Source organism: Nonomuraea sp. KM88, from assembly GCF_052245635.1.
Lineage (GTDB): Bacteria > Actinomycetota > Actinomycetes > Streptosporangiales > Streptosporangiaceae > Nonomuraea.
In genome coordinates, this window is record NZ_JBQQCC010000004.1 from 389,535 (window position 1) to 413,177 (window position 23,643).

Sequence of the window (23,643 nt, forward strand, 5' to 3'; positions counted from 1 at the left end):
GGGCATGATGGTTGACTGGAACAGCCTTAACTGAAGGGTAGACACGTGGAACTGACGGTGGTCATGCCCTGCCTCAACGAGGCGGAGACCGTGGAAGTCTGTGTGCGCAAAGCACTGGCGTGCATGGAGGAGCACGGCATCGAGGGCGAAGTCCTGATCGCCGACAACGGCAGCACGGACGGCTCGCAACAGCTGGCCCGTGATGCCGGCGCCCGCGTTGTCCACGTCGATGAGAAGGGCTACGGCAACGCCCTCATGGGCGGGATCCGGGCGGCGCGCGGCAAGTTCGTGATCATGGGCGACGCTGACGACTCCTACGACTTCACCTCGTTGCTGCCGTTCGTCGAGCAGTTGCGCGACGGCGCCGACCTGGTGATGGGCAACCGCTTCAAGGGCGGCATCGCCCCGGGGGCCATGCCTCCGCTCCACCGCTATCTCGGCAACCCGGTGTTGTCGTTCATCGGCAGGCTGTTCTTCCCGTCGGCGATCGGCGACTTCCACTGCGGGCTGCGCGGCTTCAGGCGCGAGTCCATCCTGCGGCTGCAACTGCAGACCGGCGGCATGGAGTTCGCCTCGGAGATGGTGGTCCGCTCCACGCTGTCCGGCCTCGACGTGCGCGAGGTGCCCACGACGCTCTCGCCCGACGGCCGCTCACGCCCGCCGCACCTGCGCTCGTGGCGCGACGGCTGGCGTCACCTGCGCTTCCTGCTCCTCTACAGCCCCAAGTGGCTGTTCTTCTACCCCGGCGTGCTGATGATGATCATCGGCCTGGTCGCGAGCACCGCGCTGACATTCGGCCCGGTCGAGATCGGCGAGCTGGCCTTCGACGTCGACACGCTGGTCGGCACGTCCGCGCTGATGGTGATCGGCTTCCAGGCCGCGCTGTTCGCGCTGTTCACGAAGGTCTACGCGGCCGAGGAGGGCTTCCTGCCGGAGTCGCCGCGCATCCGCAGGATCATCGACATCGTGACCCTGGAGAAAGGGCTCGTGGTGGGCGGCCTGCTGGCGCTGGCCGGCCTGGTCGGGCTGGTGATGTCGCTGGTGCACTGGCAGGTGCGCAGCTTCGGCGAGCTCAACCCCCGCGAGTCGCTGCGGCTCGTCGTGCCGTCGGCGACGGCGCTCGTCATGAGCTTCCAGACGATCTTCGCCTCGCTGTTCATCAGCATCCTGGGCATCCGCCGCACCCGCGAGAGCTCCATCGACGTGGCCGCCAAGGCAGCCGAGGAGGCCGCCGAGGCGCTCTCCCTCGAGAAGTCCAAGCAGTAGACATCTTTCACGCGTTGCCAGGGCCGGCCATCCGCCGACCCTGGCTCGCCCCTGTCCAGGGAAACGCCCTCTGACCGGTGTGCGGATAAGTATCTTTTACGCGCTGCCAGGGCCGGCCATCCGCCGACGAGGGTTCCCGTCTGTCCAGGGAAACGCTCTCTGACCGGTCAGTGGCGCGCCGCCGTTACGGAGCGCCCCGCCCGCCCGGGCCGTGGTCAAGGCGTGGACCACGGAACACAGGCAAGGGTGGCTCGCGTTGCGGCGGGTCGGTGGTGAAGGGGCAGCGGGCGTTTCCTGGAGGGCCCTCAGCCGGAGTGCGGCGGGTGGCGGGCCGCCGGTGACCGTAAGGAGAAAGCCGAAGACGTGCGGGGTGGCGGGCCGTCGGCGACCGTAACAAATGATCTTCAGGGACCCCGTAGGCTTAGGACATGTCCCAGCACATCTTGACCGCCGTCGCGTGGCCGTACGCTAACGGCCCTCGCCACATCGGGCACGTCTCAGGTTTCGGCGTGCCGTCCGACATCTTCAGCCGCTACCAGCGGATGGCGGGCAACAAGGTGCTGATGGTCTCCGGCACCGACGAGCACGGCACGCCGATCCAGGTGCAGGCCGACAAGGAGGGCGTCAGCGCCAAGGAGCTGGCCGACCGCTACAACCGCGTCATCGCCGAAGACCTGACCGGGCTCGGGCTCGCCTACGACCTGTTCACCAGGACGACGACGAAGAACCACTACGCCGTCACGCAGGAGATCTTCAAGGGTCTCTATGCCAACGGCTACATTTTCCCCCAGACCACGATGGGCGCCATCTCGCCGTCGACGGGCCGTACGCTGCCCGACCGCTACATCGAGGGCACCTGCCCCATCTGCGGCTACGACGGCGCGCGCGGCGACCAGTGCGACAACTGCGGCAACCAGCTCGACCCGATCCAGCTGATCAACCCGGTGAGCCGCATCAACGGCGAGACGCCGGTGTTCACCGAGACCGAGCACTTCATGCTCGACCTGCCCGCCTTCGCCGAGGTGCTCGGCTCCTACCTGCAGTCCAAGCAGGGCGAGTGGCGGCCCAACGTGCTGAAGTTCGCGCTCAACCTGCTCGGCGACCTTCAGCCGCGGGCGATCAGCCGTGACCTCGACTGGGGGGTGCCGATCCCGCTCGACGGCTGGCGCGACCAGCCCAACAAGCGGCTCTACGTGTGGTTCGACGCCGTCATCGGCTACCTGTCGGCCTCGATCGAGTGGGCCAGGCGCTCAGGAGACCCCGACGCGTGGCGCCAGTGGTGGCAGAATCCCGACGCCCGTGGCTACTACTTCATGGGCAAGGACAACATCGTCTTCCACGCCGAGATCTGGCCGGCGATGTTGTTCGGCTACAGCGGGCGGGGCGACCGCGGCGGCACGCCCGGCTCGCTGGGTGCGCTCGACGCGCCGTCCGAGGTGGTCTCCAGCGAGTTCCTGACGATGGAGGGCCGCAAGTTCTCCTCCTCCCGCCAGGTCGTCATCTACGTGCGCGACTTCCTCGAGCGCTACGACGCCGACGCCCTGCGCTACTACATCGCGGTGGCCGGCCCGGAAAACCAGGACACCGACTTCACCTGGCAGGAGTTCGTCAACCGCAACAACGGCGAGCTGGTCGCGGCGTGGGGCAACCTGGTCAACCGGTCGATCTCGATGGCGGCGAAGAACTTCGGGGCCGTGCCCGAGGCCGGCGACCTGACCGACGCCGACCGGGCGCTGCTGGAGCGCTCGCGCAACGCGTTCGGCCCGGTGGGCGAGGAGCTCGGCAGGTCGAGGTTCAAGAACGCGATCAGCGAGGCGCTCGACGTGGTCCGCGAGGCCAACAAATACCTGGCCGAGCAGGAGCCGTGGAAGCTCAAGGGAGACCCCGGGCGGCAGAAGTCGATCCTGCACGTGGCGCTCCAGGTGGTCGACGACGCGAAGACGATGCTGACGCCGTTCCTGCCCAGCTCGTCCAACAAGGTCCACGCCATGCTGGGCGGCGAGGGCGTGTGGGCGGGCATGCCGGAGATCCACGAGGTCGACGAGGACGGCGGCGACCCCTACCCGGTGATCACCGGCGACTACGACGGGGCGGCCCGCTGGGAGCACCAGCCCATCAAGCCGGGCACGCCGCTCGCGGCGCCGGTGCCGCTGTTCAAGAAGCTGGACCCGAAGGTCGTCGACGAGGAGCTCGCCAGGCTGGGGGAGTGACCGTCTGACGAAGACGCACACGCCAAGGCGCCGTCCCTGCGGGCGGCGCCTTTCGCGTGTGCGCGGCCCTCGTGGGCGGCGCCGGGGCCGGGGGCGGCTACCTTGGATGCCGTGAGCAAGCTTCCCGCCGCGCCTGAGCCGCTTTCCTCGCCCGTGTTCGACAGCCACTGCCACCTCGACATCATGGTGGGCGACAGGCAGGCGTCGTCGGGCGATCCGGTGGCGCAGGCCGCGCAGGCGGCTTCGGCCGGCGTGCGCGGCATCCTGGAGGCCGCCAGGGCGGTCGGCGTGACCCGGCTGGTCACGATCGGCTACGACCTGGCCTCCTCCCGGTGGAACGCGCGGGTGGCGGCCGGGCAGGAAGGCGTCTACGCCGGCGTGGCCGTCCATCCCAACGAGGCCCACGAGGCCACGCCCGAGGTGCTGGCCGAGATCGAGGCGCTGGCCCGGCGGCCGGAGGTGCGCGCGGTGGGGGAGACGGGGCTCGACTACTACCGCGACTGGTCGAGCAGGGACGACCAGCACGCGAGCTTCCGCGCCCACATCGAGATCGCCAAGCGCACCGGCAAGGCGCTGGTCATCCATGACCGCGAGGCGCACGACGACGTGCTGAAGGTGCTGGCCGAGGAGGGGGCGCCGGAGAAGGTGGTGTTTCACAGCTTCTCCGGCGACGCCGAGATGGCGAAAAAATGCGCCGAAGCGGGATATTTCATGTCGTTCTCCGGCCCGGTGACGTACAAGAACGCCGGCTACCTGCGCGAGGCCGCCGAGGTCGCGCCCGAGCAGCTCATGCTGGTCGAGACCGACGCCCCCTACCTGCCGCCCGTCCCGCACCGCGGCAAGCCCAACGCCCCCTACCTCATCCCGCTCACTCTTCGCTGCCTCGCGGAGGTCAAGGGCGCCCATCCGGACCGGTTGTGCGAGGCGATCAGTGCCAACGGAGTCACGGTCTTCGGCGAGTGGTGACCATCGTTTGGTGAACCGGCGGATCCGGCGGCACGACCACCGCTAGCGTTCGGGCGTTTCCCGCCCGTAACCGGAGGTGGTCCGTGCGAGGTAAGAGGCGCGCGCCGCGCCCGCCGATCCCGTGGCGCTCCCCGTGGACGCCCGTCGTGTGCCTGGCGGGCGCGGTGGCGCTCGGCACGCTCGTGGCGGTGTCGCTGCTGGTCAAAGAGGTCGTCGTCATCGTGGACGGCGAACAGGCAACCGTCCGCGCCTTCGCGGGGACCGTGGAGGAGGTGCTCACCGACGCCGGGATCTCGATGGGCACGGGCGACGTCGTACGCCCGGCCGCACGGGAACACGTCGCCGACGGCGCCGTCATCGAGGTGCGCCGCGCCCGCCCGCTCACGGTGACCGTGGACGGCCGCACGAGCACGCATCTCGTCACCGCGACGAACGTCGCCGACGCCCTGACCGAGCTGGACATCGAGGCGGCGCGCGGCACGCTCTCCGCGTCGCCCGGCCACGCGGTGCCGCTGTCGGGGATGGCGCTCACCGTCCACACCAGGCGCGAGGTGCACATCGTCGCGGGCAACCGGCGGCTCACCTCGCGGACGACCGCCAGGACCGTACGGCGGGTGCTCGAGCAGCAGCACATCGCGCCGCGCCACGGCTACCACGTGAGCCCGCCGCTGGGCAGCTTCCCCGAGGACGGCACGGTCATCACGCTCACCCCGCAGCACGTCGAGCCGGTCGAACCCGCCGTGACGCGGCTCGACTGGCCCGCCCTGGCCGAATGCGTCGCCCACGGCGACCCGCTCGCCTACAATCCCGACGGCCCCCACTACGGGATGTACCAGTTCAGCACGCGCATGTGGGAGGCCGTGGGCGGCATGGGGCTGCCGAGTGACTGGCCCGCCGACGAGCAGACCTACCGGGCCCAGATCCTCTACCAGCGAGAGGGCGGCGGGGAGAGCCAGTGGCCGGCCTGCGGCGACCGCCTGTTCCCCTAGCCGGTCACCGCTGGTCGCGCCGGCGGGCGATCGCCTGTCGCGCTGACCTCGTGACCCGTCAACCGGCCACCGACACCCCGAAGTCGGCCCCCTTGGCCGGCTGCAGCGGCCGCGGCGTCTCCGCGTTGCGGCCCGTCACCGCCACCCTCCCGTACGGCTGCGCGTCCGGCTGCCCCACGAAGAGCTTGTTGCCGCTGAAGGCCACCGACCAGCCGAACAGCCCGTCGCGGGTCGGCAGGATGCGTTCCTCGGAAGGGTCCTGCCACGACACCACCCGGACGCCGCCGCCGTAGGGCGCGCCGACGGCCAGCCTGCCGTCATCGGATGTGGCCAGAGAGAAGCCGAACGCCTGCTCGCCCGGCTGCGCCACCGTGCGCACCGGCTTCCTGTTCTCGTCGAGAAGCTGCACGTTCCCCGGGCCCGGCGAGCTCACCGCGTACCCGGCGCCGTCGGCGTAGGCCACCGCGTAGCCGTACCTGTCGCCCGAGGCGTCGGTCGGCGAGTCCAGTTTCACCGTCGTCAGCCTGGTCGCCAGGACGTCGTCGATGAAGACGACGGAGCCCGAGTCGATCTTGCCGTCCTCGACCTGGCGGCCCAGGCCGTCGTCGTTCTCGTACGGGACGCCGACGAGCAGCCCGTTCCCCGGCCCGTACACCAGCGACCAGCCGAACTGGTCGCCCACCTCGCTGTTGCCCCGCACGTCCACGGACTCCTGGCTGATCCTGCGCAGCTCGCCCGTGCCCTTGCGCACGTAGACGGCTCCCACGTCGAGCAACCGGTTCTCGTCCTCGTACGGCGCGCCGATCGCCACCAGGTCGCCACGCGCCGCCAGCGACCAGCCGAAGTGTGCGAACCGTTGCGGTCGCGCCGCCGTCAGCCGCTGCGGGGGCGAGGAGCCGGCGCCGTAGACGACGTACGCGGCCCCGGCGTCCTCGGCGCCGTCGACGTCCGCGTACGGGGCGCCGATCACGAGGTCGGCGCAGGCGTCACCGTCGACCTTGGCCAGCCGCACCGACCAGCCGAACGCGTCGCCCCTGGCCAGGCCGGGAACGGTGACGGGAACGACCTTGCCGCCCGACAGCACGTGCACCGACCCCTTCTGCCCGTCGCCGAACGGGTCGCCCACCGCGACGTCGGCCACGCCGTCACCGTCGAAGTCGGACCCTCCAGCGCACGCGGCCGCTGAGGCTGGCACGAGCGGCATCACCGCGGCGAGCAGGAGCGCGACGAGGGCGGACCGGATCATCACAGCGTGACCTCGATCTGCCTGCCGTTCTCCAGCACGTTCGCCGTCACCTTCACGGGTTTGCGGTAGTTGGGCAGGTCGAACACGAACGCGCTGTCCACCCGCCCGCCGGGCAGGATGGCCGGAGGAAGGGTGACGGCGGCCGGATCATGCTCGGCGCCCCGGTCGTCGACCATGGAAACGACCGGCTGGACCAGCGGTTGCCGCTCGCCACCCGGGTTGATCATCGTCCAGCGGACGACGCAGAACTGGCCCCTGGACGCCGCCGTCCCCTCGTACGTCTTCAGCCCGCACTCCGGGGCGGAGGCGACGACGGCGACGGGGTCGTCGAAGTCCGCGCCCAGCGCGAACCTGCGGCCCACGTCATTGGGGCGCGCGCCGGTCGGGGAGGCGGCGCCCGCGTCGCCGGGGGTGGTGCCGGTACGGCCGGTGGTCACGATCAGCACGCCGGCCGTCACGACGATGGCCAGCACGGCGGCCGCGGCGGCGATGAGCCAGCGGGTGCCGGACGTCCTCGAGCCGCCGAGCGTGGCCGGCTCGCCGGCGGGCGTGGAGGCGCCCTGCTCCCCGGGCCAGGTGTCCGTACGGGTCGCGGGCGCCGCATCCGGCCGCACCTGCTCTTCGGCGGGCGTCGCGCCCGATCGCGCCGCCCGCGTCCCGGTCCCGCCGGGCGAGCTCTCGCGAGGGCTTTCCGCAGCGGGCTGAGGCCTGCCAGGCGGGACGCCGGAGTCACGCGGATCGCCCTGCGGGGGCGAATCCGGGTCAGGCGGGACGCCCGGGCCGCCGATCACCCTCTCCCGGCGCGTGGTGTCGCCCGGCGAGGGAGCCGTGAACGCGGCCGTGACGTCCTGATCGTCCTCCTGCGGCGGCCGCCAGTCGTTCAGCATCTCGGTCGCCACCAGCGTGGGCGGGTTGATCGACGGTGTGGGCGTGTTCCCTCCCACCAGCGCGATCAGCAGATCCTGCGCCGTCGGGCGCTGCGCGGCGTCCATCGAGGTGGCCAGCCGGACGAGGTCGTCCAGCGGCGCGGGCAGCGTACCCAGGTCGGGAGGGGTGTTCAGGACACGGTGGGCCAGCGTGATGGGGTCGCCCCGGCCGAACGGGTGCCGCCCGTTGCCCGCGTACGCCACCAGGCAGCCCCAGGCGAAGATGTCGGCGGCCGGGCTGACCGGCTCGCCGCGCACCTGCTCGGGCGCCCACCAGCCCGGGCTTCCCAGGAGTTCGCCGGAGAGCGTGAACCCGCTCTCCCGGTCGAGCGCCCTGGCGATCCCGAAGTCGATCACCCGGGGCCCGGACAGCGAGAGGATCACGTTCGCCGGCTTGAGGTCCCGGTGCACGAGCTCGGCGACGTGGATGGCCGCCAGCGCCGCCGCGACCCCGAGCGCGACGCCGTGCAGCGGGCCAGGGTCCAGCGAGCCGTGCCTGGAGATCTGGTCGGACAGGGGGGTGCCCGCGATGTACTCGGTCACCATGTAGGGCCTGCCGTCCCCGGTGTTGCCGTTGTCCAGCACCTGGGCCGTACAGAACGACGCCACCCGCCGGGCGCTGTCGACCTCCGCGTGGAACCTGGCCGCGAACCCCTCCTGGTTGGCGAACTCCGCCTTCACGACCTTGAGCGCCACGAACCGCCCCGTCGGCGCCCGTGCGAGGAACACGGTCCCCATGCCCCCCTCGCCTAACCGCCCGAGCAGGCGGTACGGCCCGACCTCCCGCAAGTCCGTCGGGCGTAGGGGCGCGGCGCCCGTTGGCTCCATGCGGTGCGTCCCTTCCTGTTCCACGCCATCCTCTCCTTTGGTCTCCCCGTACGCCATCGCAGGTTCTTCGATGCGGGAGACTGATGGGATGATGAGGCTGTTGGGCCCTGCGGAAATACGTATTTTGGCGAACAAGCTAGATCTTCGTCCGACAAAAAAGCTAGGGCAGAACTTCGTGATCGACGGGGGCACCGTCCGCCGCATCGTACGCGTGGCCGATCTGTCCCCGGACGACGTCGTCATCGAGGTGGGCCCCGGCCTCGGCTCGCTCACGCTGGAACTCCTGGCGTCCGCCGCGCACGTCGTGGCCGTCGAGATCGACCCGGTGCTCGCCCAGCAGCTTCCCCTCACCGTCGCCGACCGAGGCGCCTCCGACCGGCTCACGGTGATCAACGCCGACGCCATGAAGATCTCCGAGACCGACCTGCTGGGCTTCGCCCCCACCGCCCTGGTGGCCAACCTCCCCTACAACGTGGCCGTCCCGGTGGTGCTCCACCTCCTGGAGGCCCTGCCGTCGCTGCGCAAGGGCCTGGTCATGGTGCAGTCGGAGGTGGCCGACCGCCTGGCCGCCGGTCCCGGCTCCAAGGTGTACGGCGTTCCGTCGGTCAAGGCCGCCTGGTACGCGGACGTGCGCAGGGCGGGCCCCGTCGGCCGGTCGGTCTTCTGGCCCGCGCCCAACGTGGATTCCGGGCTGGTCTCCCTGGTCCGCCGCGACCCGCCCGCGGCGACGGCGTCGAGGGAAGAGGTGTTCGCGGTGATCGACGCGGCCTTCGCGCAGCGCCGCAAGACCCTGCGCGCGGCCCTGGCCTCGTGGGCGGGCAGCCCGGCCCAGGCGGAGGCCACGCTCAGAGCCGCAGGGGTGGACCCTTCGGCGCGCGGCGAGCAACTCGACATCCAGGCCTTCGTCCGCATAGCCGAATCCGCCCCCTGATCGACGGGCGCACACCACCGTCCGCGTGATCCGTGCCGCGGCATGCTCGCGCCGCCGGTGGCGGCGTGTCAGCGCTTCGGCCGGCGGTGACGAGCGAACCAGGCTCGTGACGACCGCGGCACCAGGAGCAGCACGATGGTCGCGCAACCGGCCGGGACAAGCGCGATGAAGGCCCCGGCGATCAGCGGTGTGTACGGATCCGCGAAGGGTTCGCCCTTGAGGAGACCGACCAGCACGAGCCCGCCTCGGAACAGCGCCGCGACGCTGAAGACGATCGCCAGCAGCCTGGGACCACGCCACCCCTGCCACAGTCCCCACGCCACAGCGGCGCCGAGCAGGCCGACGAACGCGAGGGACGTACGGGTGGCGATCAGCGCGGCAGAGATCAGACCCACCACTGTCACGGCCGTGATGACGGGCATGGGAGGCATGGTTGTTCCTGGGGGGCTCATGCCTGGACACCCTACAAACCTGTCGCGCGGACCCTGCCACGCAGAACGTGCGGCAACCCGCACAGCCGTCCGCACAGTCAAACGGCACGGTTGGCACAGTGATCCGGCACACTCATCAGCACAGAGCCGGCACAGCCGTGGGCGGATCTCCGTGCGCGGCTTGTCCACAGAACGGTCCGGTGGCCACCCTGTTATCCACAGAACCCCGCTCGGCCCCAGGTCCCCTCGCCCCGCCGGATCATCCTGGCCTCCCACGAAGTCACGTACGAACCCGGGAGGCTCACATGCTCCGACGCATCGTTCTCATCTGGCTCGCCCTCGGCGGAGGCCTGTGTACCACGCTCGTCGCCGTCCCCGATCCCGCCCTGGCGCAGCTGAAACGCACCCCGACCAGAGGCGAGACGGCCGCCGCCGCGGCACTCAGCCAGTTGGGCGTCTCCTTCTCCTGGGGAGGAGGCTCGGTCAAGGGCCCCACCATCGGCATCGGGCGAGGAGCCGCCACGACCGGCTTCGACTGCAGCGGTCTGACCCTTTACGCCTGGTCCAGAGCCGGGGTGCGGCTGAGCCACTACACCGGCGCCCAGTTCCGCCAGGGCCGCAGGATCCCGCTGAGCGCTCGCCGCCGAGGTGACCTGCTGTTCTTCGGCGGTGGCACGGGCGACCCCACCCACGTGGCCCTGTTCCTCGGCGGCGGCGTCATGATCCATGCTCCCAAGACGGGCGACGTGGTGCGCCGGGCCAACTTCCTCCGCTCGCCCTACTTCCGCTCCGCGTTCCGCGGCGCCGTGCGTCCGGGCTGAGCGTCATCCGCGCGGCCCTCAGCGGGCGACGGCCGAGCAGGCCCCTCACCGTCCCGAGCAGACACCGACCAACCGCTCGACCAGGCCGGAGAGCAACTCCTGGTCCTCCTGCCCGGACGGCTCATATTCCGTGAGTCCCAGGCCCGCCACCTCATACCGTTCGGCGATGGCGCCGACCAGAGCAAGGAGCTGATCGGGGTGCAGTCCACCAGGCGCCGGGCTGCCCACGCTCGCGAAGACCTGCGGGTCGAGCACGTCGACATCGATGTGCACATATACGGCCGCCGCGCCATGCGAATCCCCGGCGGTTGCGCCGGCCGCCGTGCCGGGCGAAGAGCCGACTGCCGCGTCGAGCGGGGTGCCGTGGCAGGCCGCGACCGCGTCCACGAGGGCCGCGGCATCCGCCTCCGCAACATGCCGGATCCCTCGGGCCGCGACGAATTCCGCCTCCGCGGTGTCGAGATCGCGCCCGCCGGCCAGCACGATCCGCTCCGGCGGCACCGTCACCTCCGGCACCAACCCTTCGGGGCCCTCTCCGGTGAGCGCGCGCAGCACCATCCCGTGATAGGCCCCGGAAGGCGACGACTCAGGCGTGTTGAGATCCCCATGAGCGTCGAACCAGACGACGACCAGCCGATCCCCGAACCGCTTCCGCGCCGCGGCCACAGGCTCCAACTCGACCCCGCAGTCGCCGCCCGCGGTGACCACCAGCCCGGCACGCACCGGGCCGACTGCCTCCCGCACCCTGGCGGCGGTGCCGACGAGATCGTCATCGGCGTCCACCAGCACCCGGTGATCGGCGTCCACCATGTCGGCGAGCAACCGCGCGCCCTCCCGCAGCCGCTGAGCCGTGGGAGCTCCCGACCCCCGCCACTGCGGCACCTCGATCACCGTCACCTCAGCCAACGCACACCCTCCTCGCTCGCGGTCGACCGCCCGGGCCCCGGCCGCCGCACCGAAGCGTCGGCGGTCGCGTTCTCGGCGCCGAACGGCAGTGAAGCGACCGGCGGCAAGACATCACGATTTGTAACCGATTGCAATCGGGGCATAAGCCCATGACCTTGACTCTATGTGTTGCGGGGCCGTCGCCACCCGGCGCCATCTTCCGAGAACCGCATGTCAGGGCGGCGTGCCCCGATAACATCGAGTGTCCTTGACCCCGGCAAGTGATGAAAGTGGCAGAAGATCGATGAGTTCGGTGACCGTACGTGTGCCTGCGAAGGTCAACGTGCAACTTTCTGTCGGCCCGCTCAGGGAGGACGGCTTCCACGACCTGGTCAACGTCTTTCACGCCGTATCGATCTTCGATGAGGTGACGGCCAAGGAGTCCGAGGCGATCACGGTGTCGGTGCCGGGGAAGTGGTCCGGTCAGGTGCCGGTCGACGACGGCAACCTGGCGATCAGGGCTGCCCGCGCGCTCGCCAAACACGCAGGCCGCGGCTACGGCGCCGACCTGCTCATCCAGAAGGACATCCCGGTCGCCGGCGGGATGGCGGGCGGCAGCGCCGACGCGGCGGGCGCGCTGGTGGCCTGCAATGAGCTGTGGGGGATCGGGCTGCCCTTCGAAGACCTCATGGAGATCGCCGCCGACCTCGGCAGCGACGTGCCGTTCTCCCTGCTCGGGGGCACGGCGGTCGGCACGGGCCGCGGCGAGCAGCTGAGCGAGTTGCCCACCGGGGGCTTGTTCCACTGGGTGTTCGCGCTGGCGGACGGTGGGCTCTCCACGGCCAGCGTCTACGCGGAGTGCGACCGCCTCAGGGAGGCTTCGGCCGCCGAGGTGCCCTGGCCCCAGATCGACGACTCGCTGATGGAGGCTCTGGGCACCGGCGACGCCTACGCTCTGGGCGCCCACCTGAGCAACGACCTCCAGGAGGCCGCGCTCAGCCTCCGCCCGGAGCTCGCGCCGACTCTCGAAGCAGGGCGCCAGCACGGAGCGCTGGGGGCGATCGTCTCCGGCTCCGGTCCGACGTGTGCGTTCCTGGCCATCGACGCCCTGCACGCCCGCGATCTGGCCCGTGGCCTGACCACGACAGGCGCCGCCCACACCGCCGTCCCCGCCCACGGCCCCGTCGCCGGCGCCACCCTCCTCTGACCACCGCCGCCATCCAGTTCCCGTCCGAGGAACCGCCCTTCCGCCCTCCTTGTGGTGGCCGCCACCCCCTTCCGCTCCCGTACGGTGGCCGCTGCCACCGTACGGCGACCGTCGCGCCTCTCGTTCACCGCCGGCCCGCCCGGGTGGCGGGCCGCTCTTCGCTGTCGGCCGGCTTGCCACGAGCCGATACCCTGGGATTGCCATGAATCTGGTCAACCTTGAGTCGGTCTCCCATGCTTACGGGCCCAAGCCACTCCTCAACGACGTCTCTCTGGGCGTGGAAGCGGGGGAGCGCATCGGGGTTGTCGGGCGCAACGGGGGCGGTAAGACGACGCTGCTGTCCGTCATCGCCGGGGCGGTGCGGCCGGACACCGGCCGGGTCACCCACAACCGCGGGCTCCGCGTGGGCTTCCTGTCGCAGCGCGACGAGCTCGACCCCGGCGCTGCCGTGAAGGAGATCGTGCTCGGCGGGCTGGCGGAGCACGAGTGGGCCGGCGACCAGCGGGTTCGCGAGATCCTGGCCAACCTGATCGGCGACCTCGACCTGGATGCCAGGGCCGCCGATCTGTCCGGTGGCGAGCGCAGGCGTACGGCGCTGGCGCAGTTGCTGATCGACGACCACGACCTGGTCATGCTCGACGAGCCCACCAACCACCTCGACATCGAGGCGATCGCCTGGCTGGCCGGGCATCTGGCGGGCCGGAAGAGCGCGCTGGTGGTCGTGACGCACGACCGGTGGTTTCTCGACGCGGTGTCCACCCGCACGTGGGAAGTCGTGGACGGACGGGTCGAGCGGTATGAGGGCGGATATGCCGCTTACGTGCTGGCCAAGGCGGAGCGGGCACGGATCGCCCAGGCCGCCGAAGAGCGCCGCCAGAACCTCATGCGCAAGGAGATCGCGTGGCTGCGGCGCGGTCCGCCCGCCCGCACGTCGAAGCCGAAGTTCCGCATCGAGGCCGCCCAGGCGCTGATCGCGAACGAGCCGCCGGCGCGGGAGACCGTGGAGTTGATGCGGTTCGCCGCGGCCCGCCTCGGCAAGACGGTCTACGACCTCGACGACGTCACCCTCCACGCGGGCGGGCCGGGCAGCGGGCCGCTGGTGCTCGATCGCCTGACGTGGCAGTTCGGCCCGGGAGACCGGATCGGTCTGATCGGCGTCAACGGATCCGGCAAGTCGTCGGTGTTGCGGCTGCTCGCCGACACGGTCAAGCCCGACGAGGGCCGGGTGGTCAGGGGCAAGACGGTGCGCCTGGCGCACCTGTCGCAGGAGCTGGCCGAGCTCGACCCGCAGCGGCGGGTGCTGGAGTCGGTGGAGGAAATACGCAAATACCTCCAGGTCGGCAAGAAGGAATGGTCGGCGTCCCAGCTGCTCGAACTTCTGGGGTTCAAGGGCGAGGCGCAGTGGAAGGTCGTCGGCTCCCTTTCGGGTGGTGAGCGGCGACGGCTGCAGCTGCTCCGGCTCCTCATGGACGATCCCAACGTGCTGCTGCTCGACGAGCCCACCAACGATCTCGACATCGAGACGCTCAACGAGCTCGAAGACCTGCTGGACGGCTGGCCCGGCACGCTGATCCTGGTGAGCCACGACCGCTACTTCCTCGAGCGGGTGACCGATCGCTGCGTCGCGCTGCTGGGTGACGGGAAGCTGTCGCTGCTGCCCGGCGGGGTCGACGAATATCTCGAACGCCGCGCCGCCGGCACGGCCCTGACGGCCCGTGTGGCCGGCACCACCACGACGACCACCACGACCACGGGTCCCGGCGCCGCCGGCTCCCCTGCGTCGGATCCGGCCCTCGCTGCTCAGAGCGGGCTCTCGGCCAAGGAGGAGCGCGAGCTCCGCAAGGAGCTCAACCGCCTCGAACGCCAGCTCGACAAGCTGAGCGACCAGGAGTCCAGGTTGCACGCCGCGATGGCCGATGCGGCCACCGACTATGCGAGGCTGGGCACCCTCGACGCCGAGCTCCGCGAGATCACCGCCCAGAAGGACACCATCGAAGCCGAGTGGCTGGAGACCGCCGACCGTCTCGGCGACTGATCTCACCATCTGGCGTTCTGGTGCCGCCGCGGCGAAGCGGACGGTGAAGGGACGCTCGTGACGGCGAGTGCGCCGTTGGCCCTCACGACCGGCGCGTGACGGAGGGCCGCTGACGTCGGCGGGGCGGGTAACTCGGCTTGCCGTACAAGAAGCTGGGGCGCGCGCGAGCCGACCCGGGCAGCGCCGCCGGCTCGACCCGCCACGGCGGGCGCTGATCGGGTGGACGGGGGACGGCGCTGCGGAGAGGGGCCGAGCGGGTGGAAGAGGGGTGAGGGGCCCGCCCGGGGGAGAGGTTCACGGCGGAGAGTCGAACGGGGTGAGGAGGGTGCGGAGGAGGGAGGCTAGGGCGCGCTGGTCGGTGGGGCCGAGGCCGGACAGGAGGTCGTGTTCGCGGCGGAGCAGGTCGGAGAAGGCGGCGTCGACGCGGGCGAGGCCGGTCTCGGTGAGGGAGACGAGCACGCCGCGCCGGTCTTCGGGGTCGGGGCGACGCCGCACGTGCCCGGCCTGTGCGAGGCGGTCGATGCGGTTGGTCATCGTGCCGGAGGTCACGAGCGTGGCCCGCAGCAGGGCGCCCGGGCTGAGTTCGTACGGTTTGCCGGCCCGCCGCAGCGCTGTCAGCACGTCGAACTCCCACGGCTCCAGGTCGTGTTCGGCGAACGCCGCCCGTCGAGCCCTGTCGAGATGCTTGGCCAGTCGTGACACCCTGGAGAGCACCTGGAGCGGTTCGACGTCGAGGTCGGGGCGCTCCGTCCGCCAAGCCGCGACGAGGCGGTCGACCTCGTCTCTAGCATCCTCGGTCATGACACAAGAGTGTACTGTCTTGACATCGAGATATCTCTCTCGATATCAATTATCTTCATGTCAAGAGATATGTGGGACCCTGTAACGTACGCCGTCTATGCGGACGAGCGGTCGAGGCCCTTCATCGAGCTGATCTCCAGGGTAGGGGCGGTCGATCCCGACTATGTCGTGGACGCCGGCTGCGGCAGCGGCGAGCTCACCGCCCAGCTGGGCGCTCGCTGGCCCGGCGCGACCGTGGAGGGTTTCGACTCCTCGCCCGCGATGATCTCCAAGGCGCGGCGGCTGGAGACGAAGGCCAGGTTCGCGGTCGCCGACGTGGCCATGTGGCGGCCCGACCGGTCGGTGGACGTGATCGTCTCCAACGCCGTGCTGCAGTGGGTGCCCGATCACCACTCCGTGCTGGAGCACTGGGTCGAGGAGCTGGCGCCGGGCGGCTGGCTGGCCTTCCAGGTGCCGGGCAACTTCGATGCGCCCAGCCATGTCGCGATCCGCGAGCTGTGTGCCTCCCGCGCCTGGTCCGACCGGCTCGGCGACGTGCTCAGGGGGAAGCCGGTCGACGAGCCCTTCGACTACCTCGACCTGCTCAACCAGGGCGGCTCTCAGGTCGACGCCTGGGAGACGACCTACATCCACGTGCTCCATGGCGAGAATCCGGTGCTCGACTGGGTGTCGGGCACCGCCCTGCGGCCGGTTTTCGACCGCCTCGCCCCGGACGAGCAGCGGCGGTTCAAGCGCGACCTCGCCCCGGCGCTCGCCGACGCCTATCCGGCCAGAAATTACGGCACGCCCTTTCCGTTCAGAAGAATCTTCGTCGTGCTGCAGAAATGAGGCAGGGAAAATGATGATCAGAGCACTGCATCACGTTCAGCTCGCCGCGCCCGCGGGGAGCGAGCCGCTGCTGCGAGAGTTCTACGCGGGCGTGCTCGGCCTGGAGGAGGTGCCCAAGCCGCCCGAGCTGGCCAGGCGCGGCGGCGCGTGGTTCAGGGGCGAGGGCGTGGAGGTGCACCTCGGCATCGAGGACGGCTTCAGGCCCGCCCGCAAGGCCCACCCCGCGTTCCTGGTGGACGACATCGACGCCTACGCCGCGAAGATCCCCGGAGCCGTGCCGGACGACCTCTTTCCCGGCTTCCGCCGCATCTACGTCTCCGACCCGGTGGGCAACAGAATCGAGCTCCTGCAATTCGCCTGATGTTCACCTAAGGGTGGCATTATTGTCCTAAATCGGACTTTTGCGAGGCGTAGTGGGAATCGAGATCGAGGACAAGTTCGATGTCACCGCAGAGTACGAGATTCCGGACCTGAGTGGGCTGGCCGAGATCGTCGGTCCGAAGACTTACCAGCTCGTGGCGCTCTACTATGACACGCCCGATCTGCGGCTGGCCTCCCGGGGCGTCACCCTCAGACGACGACGAGGGGGCGCCGATTCCGGCTGGCACCTCAAGCTGCCCAAGGCCAAGGGCGCGCGCCAGGAGATCACCCGTCCCCTCACCCGCAGCACCAAGATTGTGCCGGCGGAGCTGGCCGAGCTCGTCCGCGCCTTCACCCGCGGCGCCGCGCTCCGGCCGGTCGCTCAGCTCGACACGCGCAGGAGCGTCACGGTCCTGTTCGACGGCGACGCGAGGCTCGTCGAGGTCGCCGACGACCGCGTGAAGGGCACCGTCTTCGGCGTGGAGCCCATGGTCGTGCGGTGGCGCGAGGTCGAGGCCGAACTGCTCGAAGGCGGCGACAAGGCGCTGCTGGCCAAGGTCGGCAAGCGGCTCAGGAAGGCGGGCGCGACCCCGTCGGCCTCCTCCAGCAAGCTCGCCAAGCTCCTCGAACCCGCCCCGCTCCCCAAAGCCTCCACCGAGCCGGGCACGGCCGGCGAGATCGTCGTCGCCTACCTGGCCGGCCAGGTGGCCGCCCTCCTCTCGCAGGACCCCCGCGTACGCAGGGCGGAGGACGACGCGGTGCACCAGATGCGGGTGGCCGCCCGCAGGATGCGCAGCGCGCTCAAAGCGTTCAAGACCGTCGTGACCGGCACAGACCAGCTCCAGGACGAGCTGCGCTGGGTCGGCGCCGTCCTCGGCGAGGCCCGCGACCTGGAGGTCATCAGGGCCAGGTTCGGCAAGGCGCTGGACGGGCTGGCCCCCGAACTGGTCACGGGCCCCATCCGGGCCCGGCTCGGCGCGGATCTGCTCGAACGCGAACAGGAGGCGTACGAGCGGATCAAGGAGGCGCTCAGCGGCGAACGCTACTACACCCTCCTCGACTCGCTCGATGCCCTCGTCTCCGCCCCGAAGCTGGGCAAGGCCGCGGCCAAGCCCGCGCAGAAGCGGCTCAGCGCCATCGCGGCGGCCAACTGGGACCGCGTGACCAGGGCGTACGACACCGCCCAGGCCATCGAGGACCCCGAACGCCGGGAGATCGCCATGCACGACGTGCGCAAGGCGGCCAAACGCGCTCGGTACACCGCGGAGGCGCTCCGTCCCACGCTGGGCAACGCCATGGTCAAGCTCGCCGAACTCGCCGAGGGCATCCAGGAGATCCTGGGGACGCACCAGGACGGCGTGGTCGCGCAGGAGACCCTGGAGAAGGAGGCTGGGAAGGCCCGCCAGGCAGGCGAGGACACCTTCACGTACGGGCTGCTCGTCGGGCTCGAGCGCGGCACGGCCGAGCGGGCACACGCCGAGTTCCCCAAGGTCTGGGCACAGACCGTCGAAGCGGTGAACAAGGTTCTGTGACGACTCTTCCGGTCATCCCGTTCGCACGGAGCGGGCTGCTCGAGGTGCCGGCGGCCTGGTCCCGGCGTGTTCGGCATCCGCCGCCCGGCCGCCCGGCACTCTCACGCCGGGTAACGCTCGACGCCGACGACGTGCCCGCCGGCCCGGTGCAGCACGGCGAAGGCGCCCTTGCGCAGGTGCACGCTCCTGCCGCTGAGCGCCTCGATGAGCCCGGGCAGCACCTTCCCGTGGCTGCACACCGCCGCGGGCGCCGTGAGGTCGCCGACCAGGGCCGGGGTCTCGCGCGGGTCCTGGTCCTCCTCGCTGAGCAGCGGCTCGATCCGGATCGTCGCCCCATACGGCAGCGCGTCCCGGTACGGCTCCAGGGTCTGGACGCACCGGACGCTGGGGGAGCTCACGAGCAGCTCGGGCCGGTAGGCGGGCAGCGCGGTGGCCAGGCTCGCCGCCTGGGCACGCCCGGCGTCGTCGAGCGGGCGTTCCGCGTCCTCGCCCGGCCACTCACTCCTGGAGCCGGCCGAGCCGTGCCGGACGAGGACGAGGGGCGTGGTCTCCAGGGGAGCGGCGGCCAGCGCCCGCAGCAGTCCCGCGTCCCACTCGTACGTCAGCAGCCGCCTGGCCTCGTCCACCGGCAGCCAGCGCAGCTCGTCCACCTCGTCGCCGGGCACGAACCCGTCGTCGGCGACCACCCTGCCCGCCCAGTAGTCCACCCGCTTGAGCCGCTCGGACCTGAGGTAGTGGATGGGGGGCAGCGCGCGGCCGAGCACGACCGTCATGCCGGTCTCCTCGCGCACCTCGCGCAGGGCGGCGGCGATCACGTGCTCGCCGGACTTCAGCTTGCCCTTGGGGAAGGTCCAGTCGTCGTAGGCGGGACGGTGGATGACGGCCACGTCGGGGCTGCTCTCCTCGCCCCTCCAGACCACGGCCCCGGCCGCGCGGAGCAGGTCAGTCATCAACGGTCCTCCAGCGGCGGGTGCCGATGAGGTGGCTCTGCAGGTCCTCACCCGGGTGGCGGACCCATGCGCCGTCGGAGCCGAGCCACCACGAGTTGGTCGTCTCGGCCATGACCCGGTCCATCAGCTCGACGAGGTACGTCTTGTGCTGCTGGGATGTCACCTTGACCAGGGCTTCGACGCGGCGGTCCAGGTTTCTGCGCATCAGGTCGGCGCTGCCGATCCAGACCTCGGGCCGGCGGCCGAGGCCGAACTCGTACACCCGGGAGTGCTCCAAAAAGCGCCCCAAGACCGACCTTACGCGGATATTTTCGGACAAATCAGGAATCCCTGGCCGGAGCGTGCAGATGCCCCGCACCCAGAGATCCACCGGCACGCCGGCCCTGGACGCCCGGTAGAGCGCGTCGATGATCGGCTCGTCCACCAGCGAGTTCGTCTTGATCCTGATCCTGGCCGGGCGCCCGGCCAGCTGATGGGCGATCTCCCGCTCGATCCTGGCCAGCAGCCCGCTGCGCATGGAGTGGGGCGCGACCAGCAGCCGCCGGTAGGCGGAGTGGTTGGAGTAGCCGGTCAGGTGGATGAACAGGTCGGTGACGTCCTCGCCGACCAGCGGGTCCGCGGTGAGCAGGCCGAAGTCCTCGTACTGGCGGGCGGTCTTGGGGTTGTAGTTGCCGGTGCCGATGTGGCAGTAGCGGCGCAGCTCGCCCGAGATCTCCTGACGGATCACCAGCGCCAGCTTGCAGTGCGTCTTCAGCCCGACCACGCCGTAGACGACGTGGCAGCCGGCGCGTTCGAGCTTGCGGGCCCAGGAGATGTTGGCGTGCTCGTCGAAGCGGGCCTTGATCTCCACGACCACCACGACCTGCTTGCCCGCCTCCGCCGCGTCGATCAGCGCGTCCACGATGGGCGACTCGCCGCTGGTGCGGTAGAGGGTCTGCTTGATGGCCAGGACGCGGGGGTCGGCCGCGGCGACCTCGATGAAGCGCTGCACGCTGGTGGCGAACGAGTCGTACGGGTGGTGCAGCAGCACGTCGCGCTCGCGCAGGATCGTGAAGACGTCGTCCTCGGCGTTGATCACTTCGGCGGGCACGAACGGCCGGTAGCCGAGCTCGCCGCGGTCGAGGTCGGCGATGGCGTGCAGGCCGCTCAGGTCGAGCGGCCCCGGCAGCCGGTAGATCTCGTGGGGCGCGAGCTCCAGCTCCTCCACGAGCGGCGCCAGCACCTCGGGCGTGATCGTGTCCTCGACCTCGAGCCGCACCGGCGGGCCGAAGCGCCGCTTGAGAAGCTCTTTCTCCAGGGCCTGCATGAGGTTCTCCGTGACGTCCTCGTCCACGTCGAGATCCTCGTTCCTGGTCACGCGGAAGACGTGGTGCTGGAGGATCTCCATGCCCTTGAAGAGCTGGCCGAGATGCGCCGCGATGACGTCCTCCAGCGGCACGAAGCGGTCCTTGGACGCGGGGACGAACCGCGGCAACTGCGACGGGACCTTGACCCGCGCGAACACGGTGTGATCGGTCGACGGGTTGCGCACCAGGACGGCCAGATTCAGGCTGAGCCCTGAAATATAGGGAAAAGGATGGGCGGGGTCGACGGCCAGCGGCGTCAACACCGGCCTGATCCGCTCCCTGAACAGCTTGCGCAGCTCCGTGCGCTCCTCCCGGCACAGGTCGTCCCACCTGACGATCTCGATGCCCTCGCCCGCCAGCCGCGGGAGGATGTGGTGGTGGAAGGCCGCCGCGTGCCGTCTGGCCAGCTCGTCGGCGACCGTGCCGATCCTGGCCAGCTCCTCACGGGGCTTGAGGCCGCTCTTGGTCCGCAGCAGCAGGCCGGTGGCCATCCGCCGTTTCAGCCCGGCCACCCGTACGCGGAAGAACTCGTCGAGGTTGCTCGCGAAGATCGCCAGGAAGCGCACCCGTTCCAGCAGCGGCACCGAGGCGTCCTCGGCCAGTTCGAGCACGCGCTCGTTGAACTGGAGCCAGCTCTCCTCGCGGTTGAGAAATCGTTCCTGGGGGAGGGGCAGGTCGTTGGCGGGGTGAAACGCTTCCGCGGACATATGGGGTATATTGCCCCGATTAATTGAACAGAACGTTAACGTCGTCGCAACGGCTCACCCTCATCGGTCAGCCCTGCTCAACCCCATCGTCATCCGTGATGACCTGGACGTTCAAGAGGTCACTCCGGGTGATCCACGTGACCGAGACGCGCCGCGCGCTCCGCTAGGCGGGCCTCGCGCTGGCGGATCTTCTCCTCCCGTTCGCGCGCCTTCTCGGCCTCCTTCAGCAGCCGCTCGCGCTCCTTCAACTCGCGCACCCTGGCCTTCTCGGCCTCTTTGAGCTCGCGCTGGCGGAGCTTCTCGGCCTCTTTGAGCTCCTTCTCGCGCGCCTTCTCCAGCTCGCGCAGCTCCTTCTCGCTGGCGCGCGCCTTGACCGGCGGCGTCAGCTGGCGGGTCGTGAGGCTGATGGCCGGGCTGGGGTTGAGCCCCGTAAGACCGTTCCACGCCAGGTTGACCAGATGAGCGGCCACCTCCTCGCGCCCCGGCTTGCGCACGTCGAGCCACCACTGCCCGGTCAGCGCCACCATGCCGACCAGCATCTGCGCGTACATCGGCGCGAGCTTGGGCTCGTAGCCGCGGGCGGCGAACTCGTCGGCGAGGACGTCCTCCACCTGGCTCGCGATCTCGCTGATGAGGCTCGCGAACGTGCCCGTGCCCGAAGCCGCGTGGGAGTCGCGCACCAGAATGCGGAAGCCCTCGCTGCTCTCCTCGATGTACTGCAGCAGGGCCAGTGCGGCCCGCTCCAGCTTGATGAGGGAGTGGGAGGCGGCGAGGGCTTCAGTGATCATGCCGAGCAGCTTCTGCATCTCGCGGTCGACCACGACCGCGTAGACGCCTTCCTTGCCGCCGAAATGTTCGTAGACCACGGGTTTGGACACCTGCGCGGTAGCGGCGATCTCTTCGATAGAGGTCCCGTCGAACCCCTTCTCAGCGAAGAGCGTGCGGCTGATGCGGACCAGCTGCTCTCTTCGCTCGCTACCGGACATGCGCCTGCGGGATCGGGGTTCCGTCACGGTCTCCATAATGACGGCCACGGCAGTGTGGCCGCCCTTCGGCTGTTCGGCGTCAGGCAATGCGTTTCGCCGCCAGCCGCTCCGGAGTAGGCCAGCGTACGTCGTACACCCAGCCCAGCCGCTCGAAGATGCGGATGAGGCCGGCGCTCAGGTCGATCTGGCCCTTGAGCGCGCCGTGCCTGGCGCAGGTCGGGTCGGAGTGGTGCAGGTTGTGCCACGACTCGCCGAAGGACGGGATGGCCAGCCACCACACGTTGCGCGACTTGTCACGCACCTGGAAGTCCTCCTCGCCGAAGACGTGGCAGATGGAGTTGATGGACCAGGTGACGTGGTGCAGCAGGCCGATGCGGACGAGCGAGCCCCAGAACAGCGCGGTCAGCGCGCCCTGCCAGGACCAGGTGACGAGCAGACCGAGCAGGCCGGGCAGGAGGATCGAGACGAGGGCCAGCGGGCCGAACCACTTGTGCAGCTTGATGACGTCGGGGTCCTTGCACAGGTCGGGGGCGTACTTCTCCCTGTTCGTACGCTCGCTCTCGAACAGCCAGCCCATGTGGGCGTAGAGCAGGCCCTTGGTCATGTTCTTGAATCCGGGGCCGAAGCGCCACGGCGAGTGCGGGTCGCCCTCCTTGTCGGAGAACTTGTGGTGCTTGCGGTGGGTGGCGACCCAGTCGAGCACCGACATCTCCAGCGACAGGCTGCCGGCGATGCCCATCGCGATCTTGAGCGGCCGCTTGGCCTTGAACGATCCGTGCGTGAAGTAGCGGTGCAGACCGACGGTGACGCCGAGCCCCGAGACGACGTAGAAGACGAGGGCGATGATCACGTCCGTCCATCCGAGGCCCCAGCCCCAGGCCAGCGGGACGGCCGCCGCGATCGCCACGAGGGGGAGCCCGACGACGAGGGTGAAGGTGACGAGTTCGGTCTTCGACCGTGGTTCTGGTTCGAAGTCCGGCTTCGGGGCAGGGGTGGAACGTTCGGTGGTAACGGTCATGGGCGACCTCCAAGTGCCTGTATAGGGACGAATGTCCGGCTACGCCACCGTAACCTACGCCAGCGTAAGTTAGGAAGACCTAAGCCGGGAATATGGCGAAGGTGAAGATCCGCTGGGCAAGGTGGGTGGGGTTCATGCCTTGCGACTTCTTGGCTGGTCTGTTAAGGGTGGGGCGTATCCGTATCGTCGCTCTCACCTGGGCGGATCACCCGCCACGCGGAGCCGGGGCGTAATTTCGGGCGCGCGCGCACGTGCGGGCTCGGTATCGTAGGGATGTGTCGGACGCCACGTGTCCGATCTGTCCCGGATCGTCTAATCGGCAGGACAAGTGGTTTTGGTCCACTTTGTAGGGGTTCGAGTCCTCTTCCGGGAGC

At 70.1% G+C, this 23,643-nt stretch carries 20 protein-coding genes and 1 tRNA gene; 12 read left to right on the forward strand and 9 right to left on the reverse strand.

Annotation, left to right across the window (positions count from 1 at the left end; genetic code table 11):
• Positions 1–45 precede the first annotated feature (45 nt).
• From ACTWPV_RS15240 to ACTWPV_RS15255, 4 genes are all read left to right on the forward strand, one after another.
• Positions 46–1,266 carry a glycosyltransferase family 2 protein gene (locus tag ACTWPV_RS15240; RefSeq protein WP_347646199.1) on the forward strand — a complete coding sequence of 407 codons (1,221 nt, stop codon included), beginning with the start codon at positions 46–48 and terminating at the stop codon, positions 1,264–1,266.
• A 428-nt stretch (positions 1,267–1,694) separates the two neighbouring features.
• Complete coding sequence (metG, locus tag ACTWPV_RS15245) at positions 1,695–3,476, forward strand: methionine--tRNA ligase (RefSeq protein WP_443152256.1); 1,782 nt, start codon at positions 1,695–1,697, stop codon at positions 3,474–3,476.
• A gap of 111 nt (positions 3,477–3,587) precedes the next feature.
• Positions 3,588–4,442 carry a TatD family hydrolase gene (locus ACTWPV_RS15250; protein ID WP_347646201.1) on the forward strand — a complete coding sequence of 285 codons (855 nt, stop codon included), beginning with the start codon at positions 3,588–3,590 and terminating at the stop codon, positions 4,440–4,442.
• Between the two features lie 83 nt (positions 4,443–4,525).
• Entirely contained in the window at positions 4,526–5,431 is a 906-nt protein-coding gene (locus ACTWPV_RS15255; RefSeq protein WP_347646202.1) for a ubiquitin-like domain-containing protein, read from the forward strand.
• Positions 5,432–5,489: 58 nt separating this feature from the next.
• Here the strand turns inward: ACTWPV_RS15255 and ACTWPV_RS15260 are convergent, their stop codons facing one another.
• Entirely contained in the window at positions 5,490–6,677 is a 1,188-nt protein-coding gene (locus ACTWPV_RS15260) for a hypothetical protein (protein ID WP_347646203.1), read from the reverse strand.
• Entirely contained in the window at positions 6,677–8,488 is a 1,812-nt protein-coding gene (locus ACTWPV_RS15265; protein WP_443152257.1) for a serine/threonine protein kinase, read from the reverse strand. Before ACTWPV_RS15265 ends, ACTWPV_RS15260 begins: the two co-directional genes overlap by 1 nt.
• Positions 8,489–8,501: 13 nt before the next feature.
• Here ACTWPV_RS15265 and rsmA point away from each other — a divergent pair, with 13 nt between their 5' ends.
• A complete protein-coding gene (gene rsmA, locus ACTWPV_RS15270) occupies positions 8,502–9,362 on the forward strand; it encodes a 16S rRNA (adenine(1518)-N(6)/adenine(1519)-N(6))-dimethyltransferase RsmA (RefSeq protein WP_443152258.1) in 861 nt (286 codons plus the stop codon).
• A gap of 68 nt (positions 9,363–9,430) precedes the next feature.
• Here the strand turns inward: rsmA and ACTWPV_RS15275 are convergent, their stop codons facing one another.
• Positions 9,431–9,784, reverse strand: coding sequence for a hypothetical protein (locus tag ACTWPV_RS15275; RefSeq protein ID WP_443152259.1), 354 nt, complete (start codon positions 9,782–9,784; stop codon positions 9,431–9,433).
• Between the two features lie 314 nt (positions 9,785–10,098).
• Between ACTWPV_RS15275 and ACTWPV_RS15280 the strand changes: the two genes are divergently transcribed.
• Positions 10,099–10,614, forward strand: coding sequence for an NlpC/P60 family protein (locus ACTWPV_RS15280; RefSeq protein WP_443152260.1), 516 nt, complete (start codon positions 10,099–10,101; stop codon positions 10,612–10,614).
• Between the two features lie 45 nt (positions 10,615–10,659).
• Here the strand turns inward: ACTWPV_RS15280 and ACTWPV_RS15285 are convergent, their stop codons facing one another.
• Positions 10,660–11,511, reverse strand: coding sequence for an arginase family protein (locus tag ACTWPV_RS15285; protein WP_443152450.1), 852 nt, complete (start codon positions 11,509–11,511; stop codon positions 10,660–10,662).
• Between the two features lie 292 nt (positions 11,512–11,803).
• Here ACTWPV_RS15285 and ACTWPV_RS15290 point away from each other — a divergent pair, with 292 nt between their 5' ends.
• Complete coding sequence (locus tag ACTWPV_RS15290; RefSeq protein WP_347646209.1) at positions 11,804–12,706, forward strand: 4-(cytidine 5'-diphospho)-2-C-methyl-D-erythritol kinase; 903 nt, start codon at positions 11,804–11,806, stop codon at positions 12,704–12,706.
• 202 nt (positions 12,707–12,908) lie between these two features.
• Positions 12,909–14,741, forward strand: a complete 1,833-nt coding sequence (locus tag ACTWPV_RS15295; protein ID WP_443152261.1) for an ABC-F family ATP-binding cassette domain-containing protein — start codon at positions 12,909–12,911, stop codon at positions 14,739–14,741.
• A 294-nt stretch (positions 14,742–15,035) separates the two neighbouring features.
• Here the strand turns inward: ACTWPV_RS15295 and ACTWPV_RS15300 are convergent, their stop codons facing one another.
• Positions 15,036–15,542: a MarR family winged helix-turn-helix transcriptional regulator gene (locus ACTWPV_RS15300; RefSeq protein WP_347624150.1), complete on the reverse strand. Its 507-nt coding sequence runs from the start codon at positions 15,540–15,542 to the stop codon at positions 15,036–15,038.
• 57 nt (positions 15,543–15,599) lie between these two features.
• Here ACTWPV_RS15300 and ACTWPV_RS15305 point away from each other — a divergent pair, with 57 nt between their 5' ends.
• The 3 genes from ACTWPV_RS15305 to ACTWPV_RS15315 are packed head-to-tail and all read left to right on the forward strand — an operon-like array spanning position 15,600 to position 18,262.
• Complete coding sequence (locus ACTWPV_RS15305; protein ID WP_347646211.1) at positions 15,600–16,370, forward strand: trans-aconitate 2-methyltransferase; 771 nt, start codon at positions 15,600–15,602, stop codon at positions 16,368–16,370.
• Positions 16,371–16,380: 10 nt separating this feature from the next.
• A complete protein-coding gene (locus tag ACTWPV_RS15310) occupies positions 16,381–16,731 on the forward strand; it encodes a glyoxalase (RefSeq protein WP_347646212.1) in 351 nt (116 codons plus the stop codon).
• Positions 16,732–16,783: 52 nt separating this feature from the next.
• Entirely contained in the window at positions 16,784–18,262 is a 1,479-nt protein-coding gene (locus ACTWPV_RS15315; protein WP_443152262.1) for a CYTH and CHAD domain-containing protein, read from the forward strand.
• A gap of 101 nt (positions 18,263–18,363) precedes the next feature.
• Here ACTWPV_RS15315 and ACTWPV_RS15320 read toward each other — a convergent pair whose 3' ends face one another.
• The 4 genes from ACTWPV_RS15320 to ACTWPV_RS15335 form a co-directional block, all read right to left on the reverse strand.
• The gene (locus tag ACTWPV_RS15320) at positions 18,364–19,212 is read right to left on the reverse strand and encodes an NUDIX hydrolase (RefSeq protein ID WP_443152263.1); all 849 of its coding nucleotides are present in this window, start codon (positions 19,210–19,212) and stop codon (positions 18,364–18,366) included.
• Positions 19,205–21,265 carry an RNA degradosome polyphosphate kinase gene (locus ACTWPV_RS15325; RefSeq protein WP_347646215.1) on the reverse strand — a complete coding sequence of 687 codons (2,061 nt, stop codon included), beginning with the start codon at positions 21,263–21,265 and terminating at the stop codon, positions 19,205–19,207. The genes ACTWPV_RS15320 and ACTWPV_RS15325 overlap by 8 nt, the downstream gene beginning before the upstream one ends.
• A gap of 119 nt (positions 21,266–21,384) precedes the next feature.
• Positions 21,385–22,287 (reverse strand): TetR/AcrR family transcriptional regulator, encoded by a 903-nt coding sequence (locus ACTWPV_RS15330; RefSeq protein WP_443152264.1) that lies wholly within the window; start codon positions 22,285–22,287, stop codon positions 21,385–21,387.
• A gap of 43 nt (positions 22,288–22,330) precedes the next feature.
• Positions 22,331–23,269 carry an acyl-CoA desaturase gene (locus ACTWPV_RS15335; RefSeq protein WP_443152265.1) on the reverse strand — a complete coding sequence of 313 codons (939 nt, stop codon included), beginning with the start codon at positions 23,267–23,269 and terminating at the stop codon, positions 22,331–22,333.
• A 301-nt stretch (positions 23,270–23,570) separates the two neighbouring features.
• Here ACTWPV_RS15335 and ACTWPV_RS15340 point away from each other — a divergent pair.
• Positions 23,571–23,642, forward strand: a tRNA-Gln gene (locus ACTWPV_RS15340).
• Position 23,643: the final 1 nt, after the last annotated feature.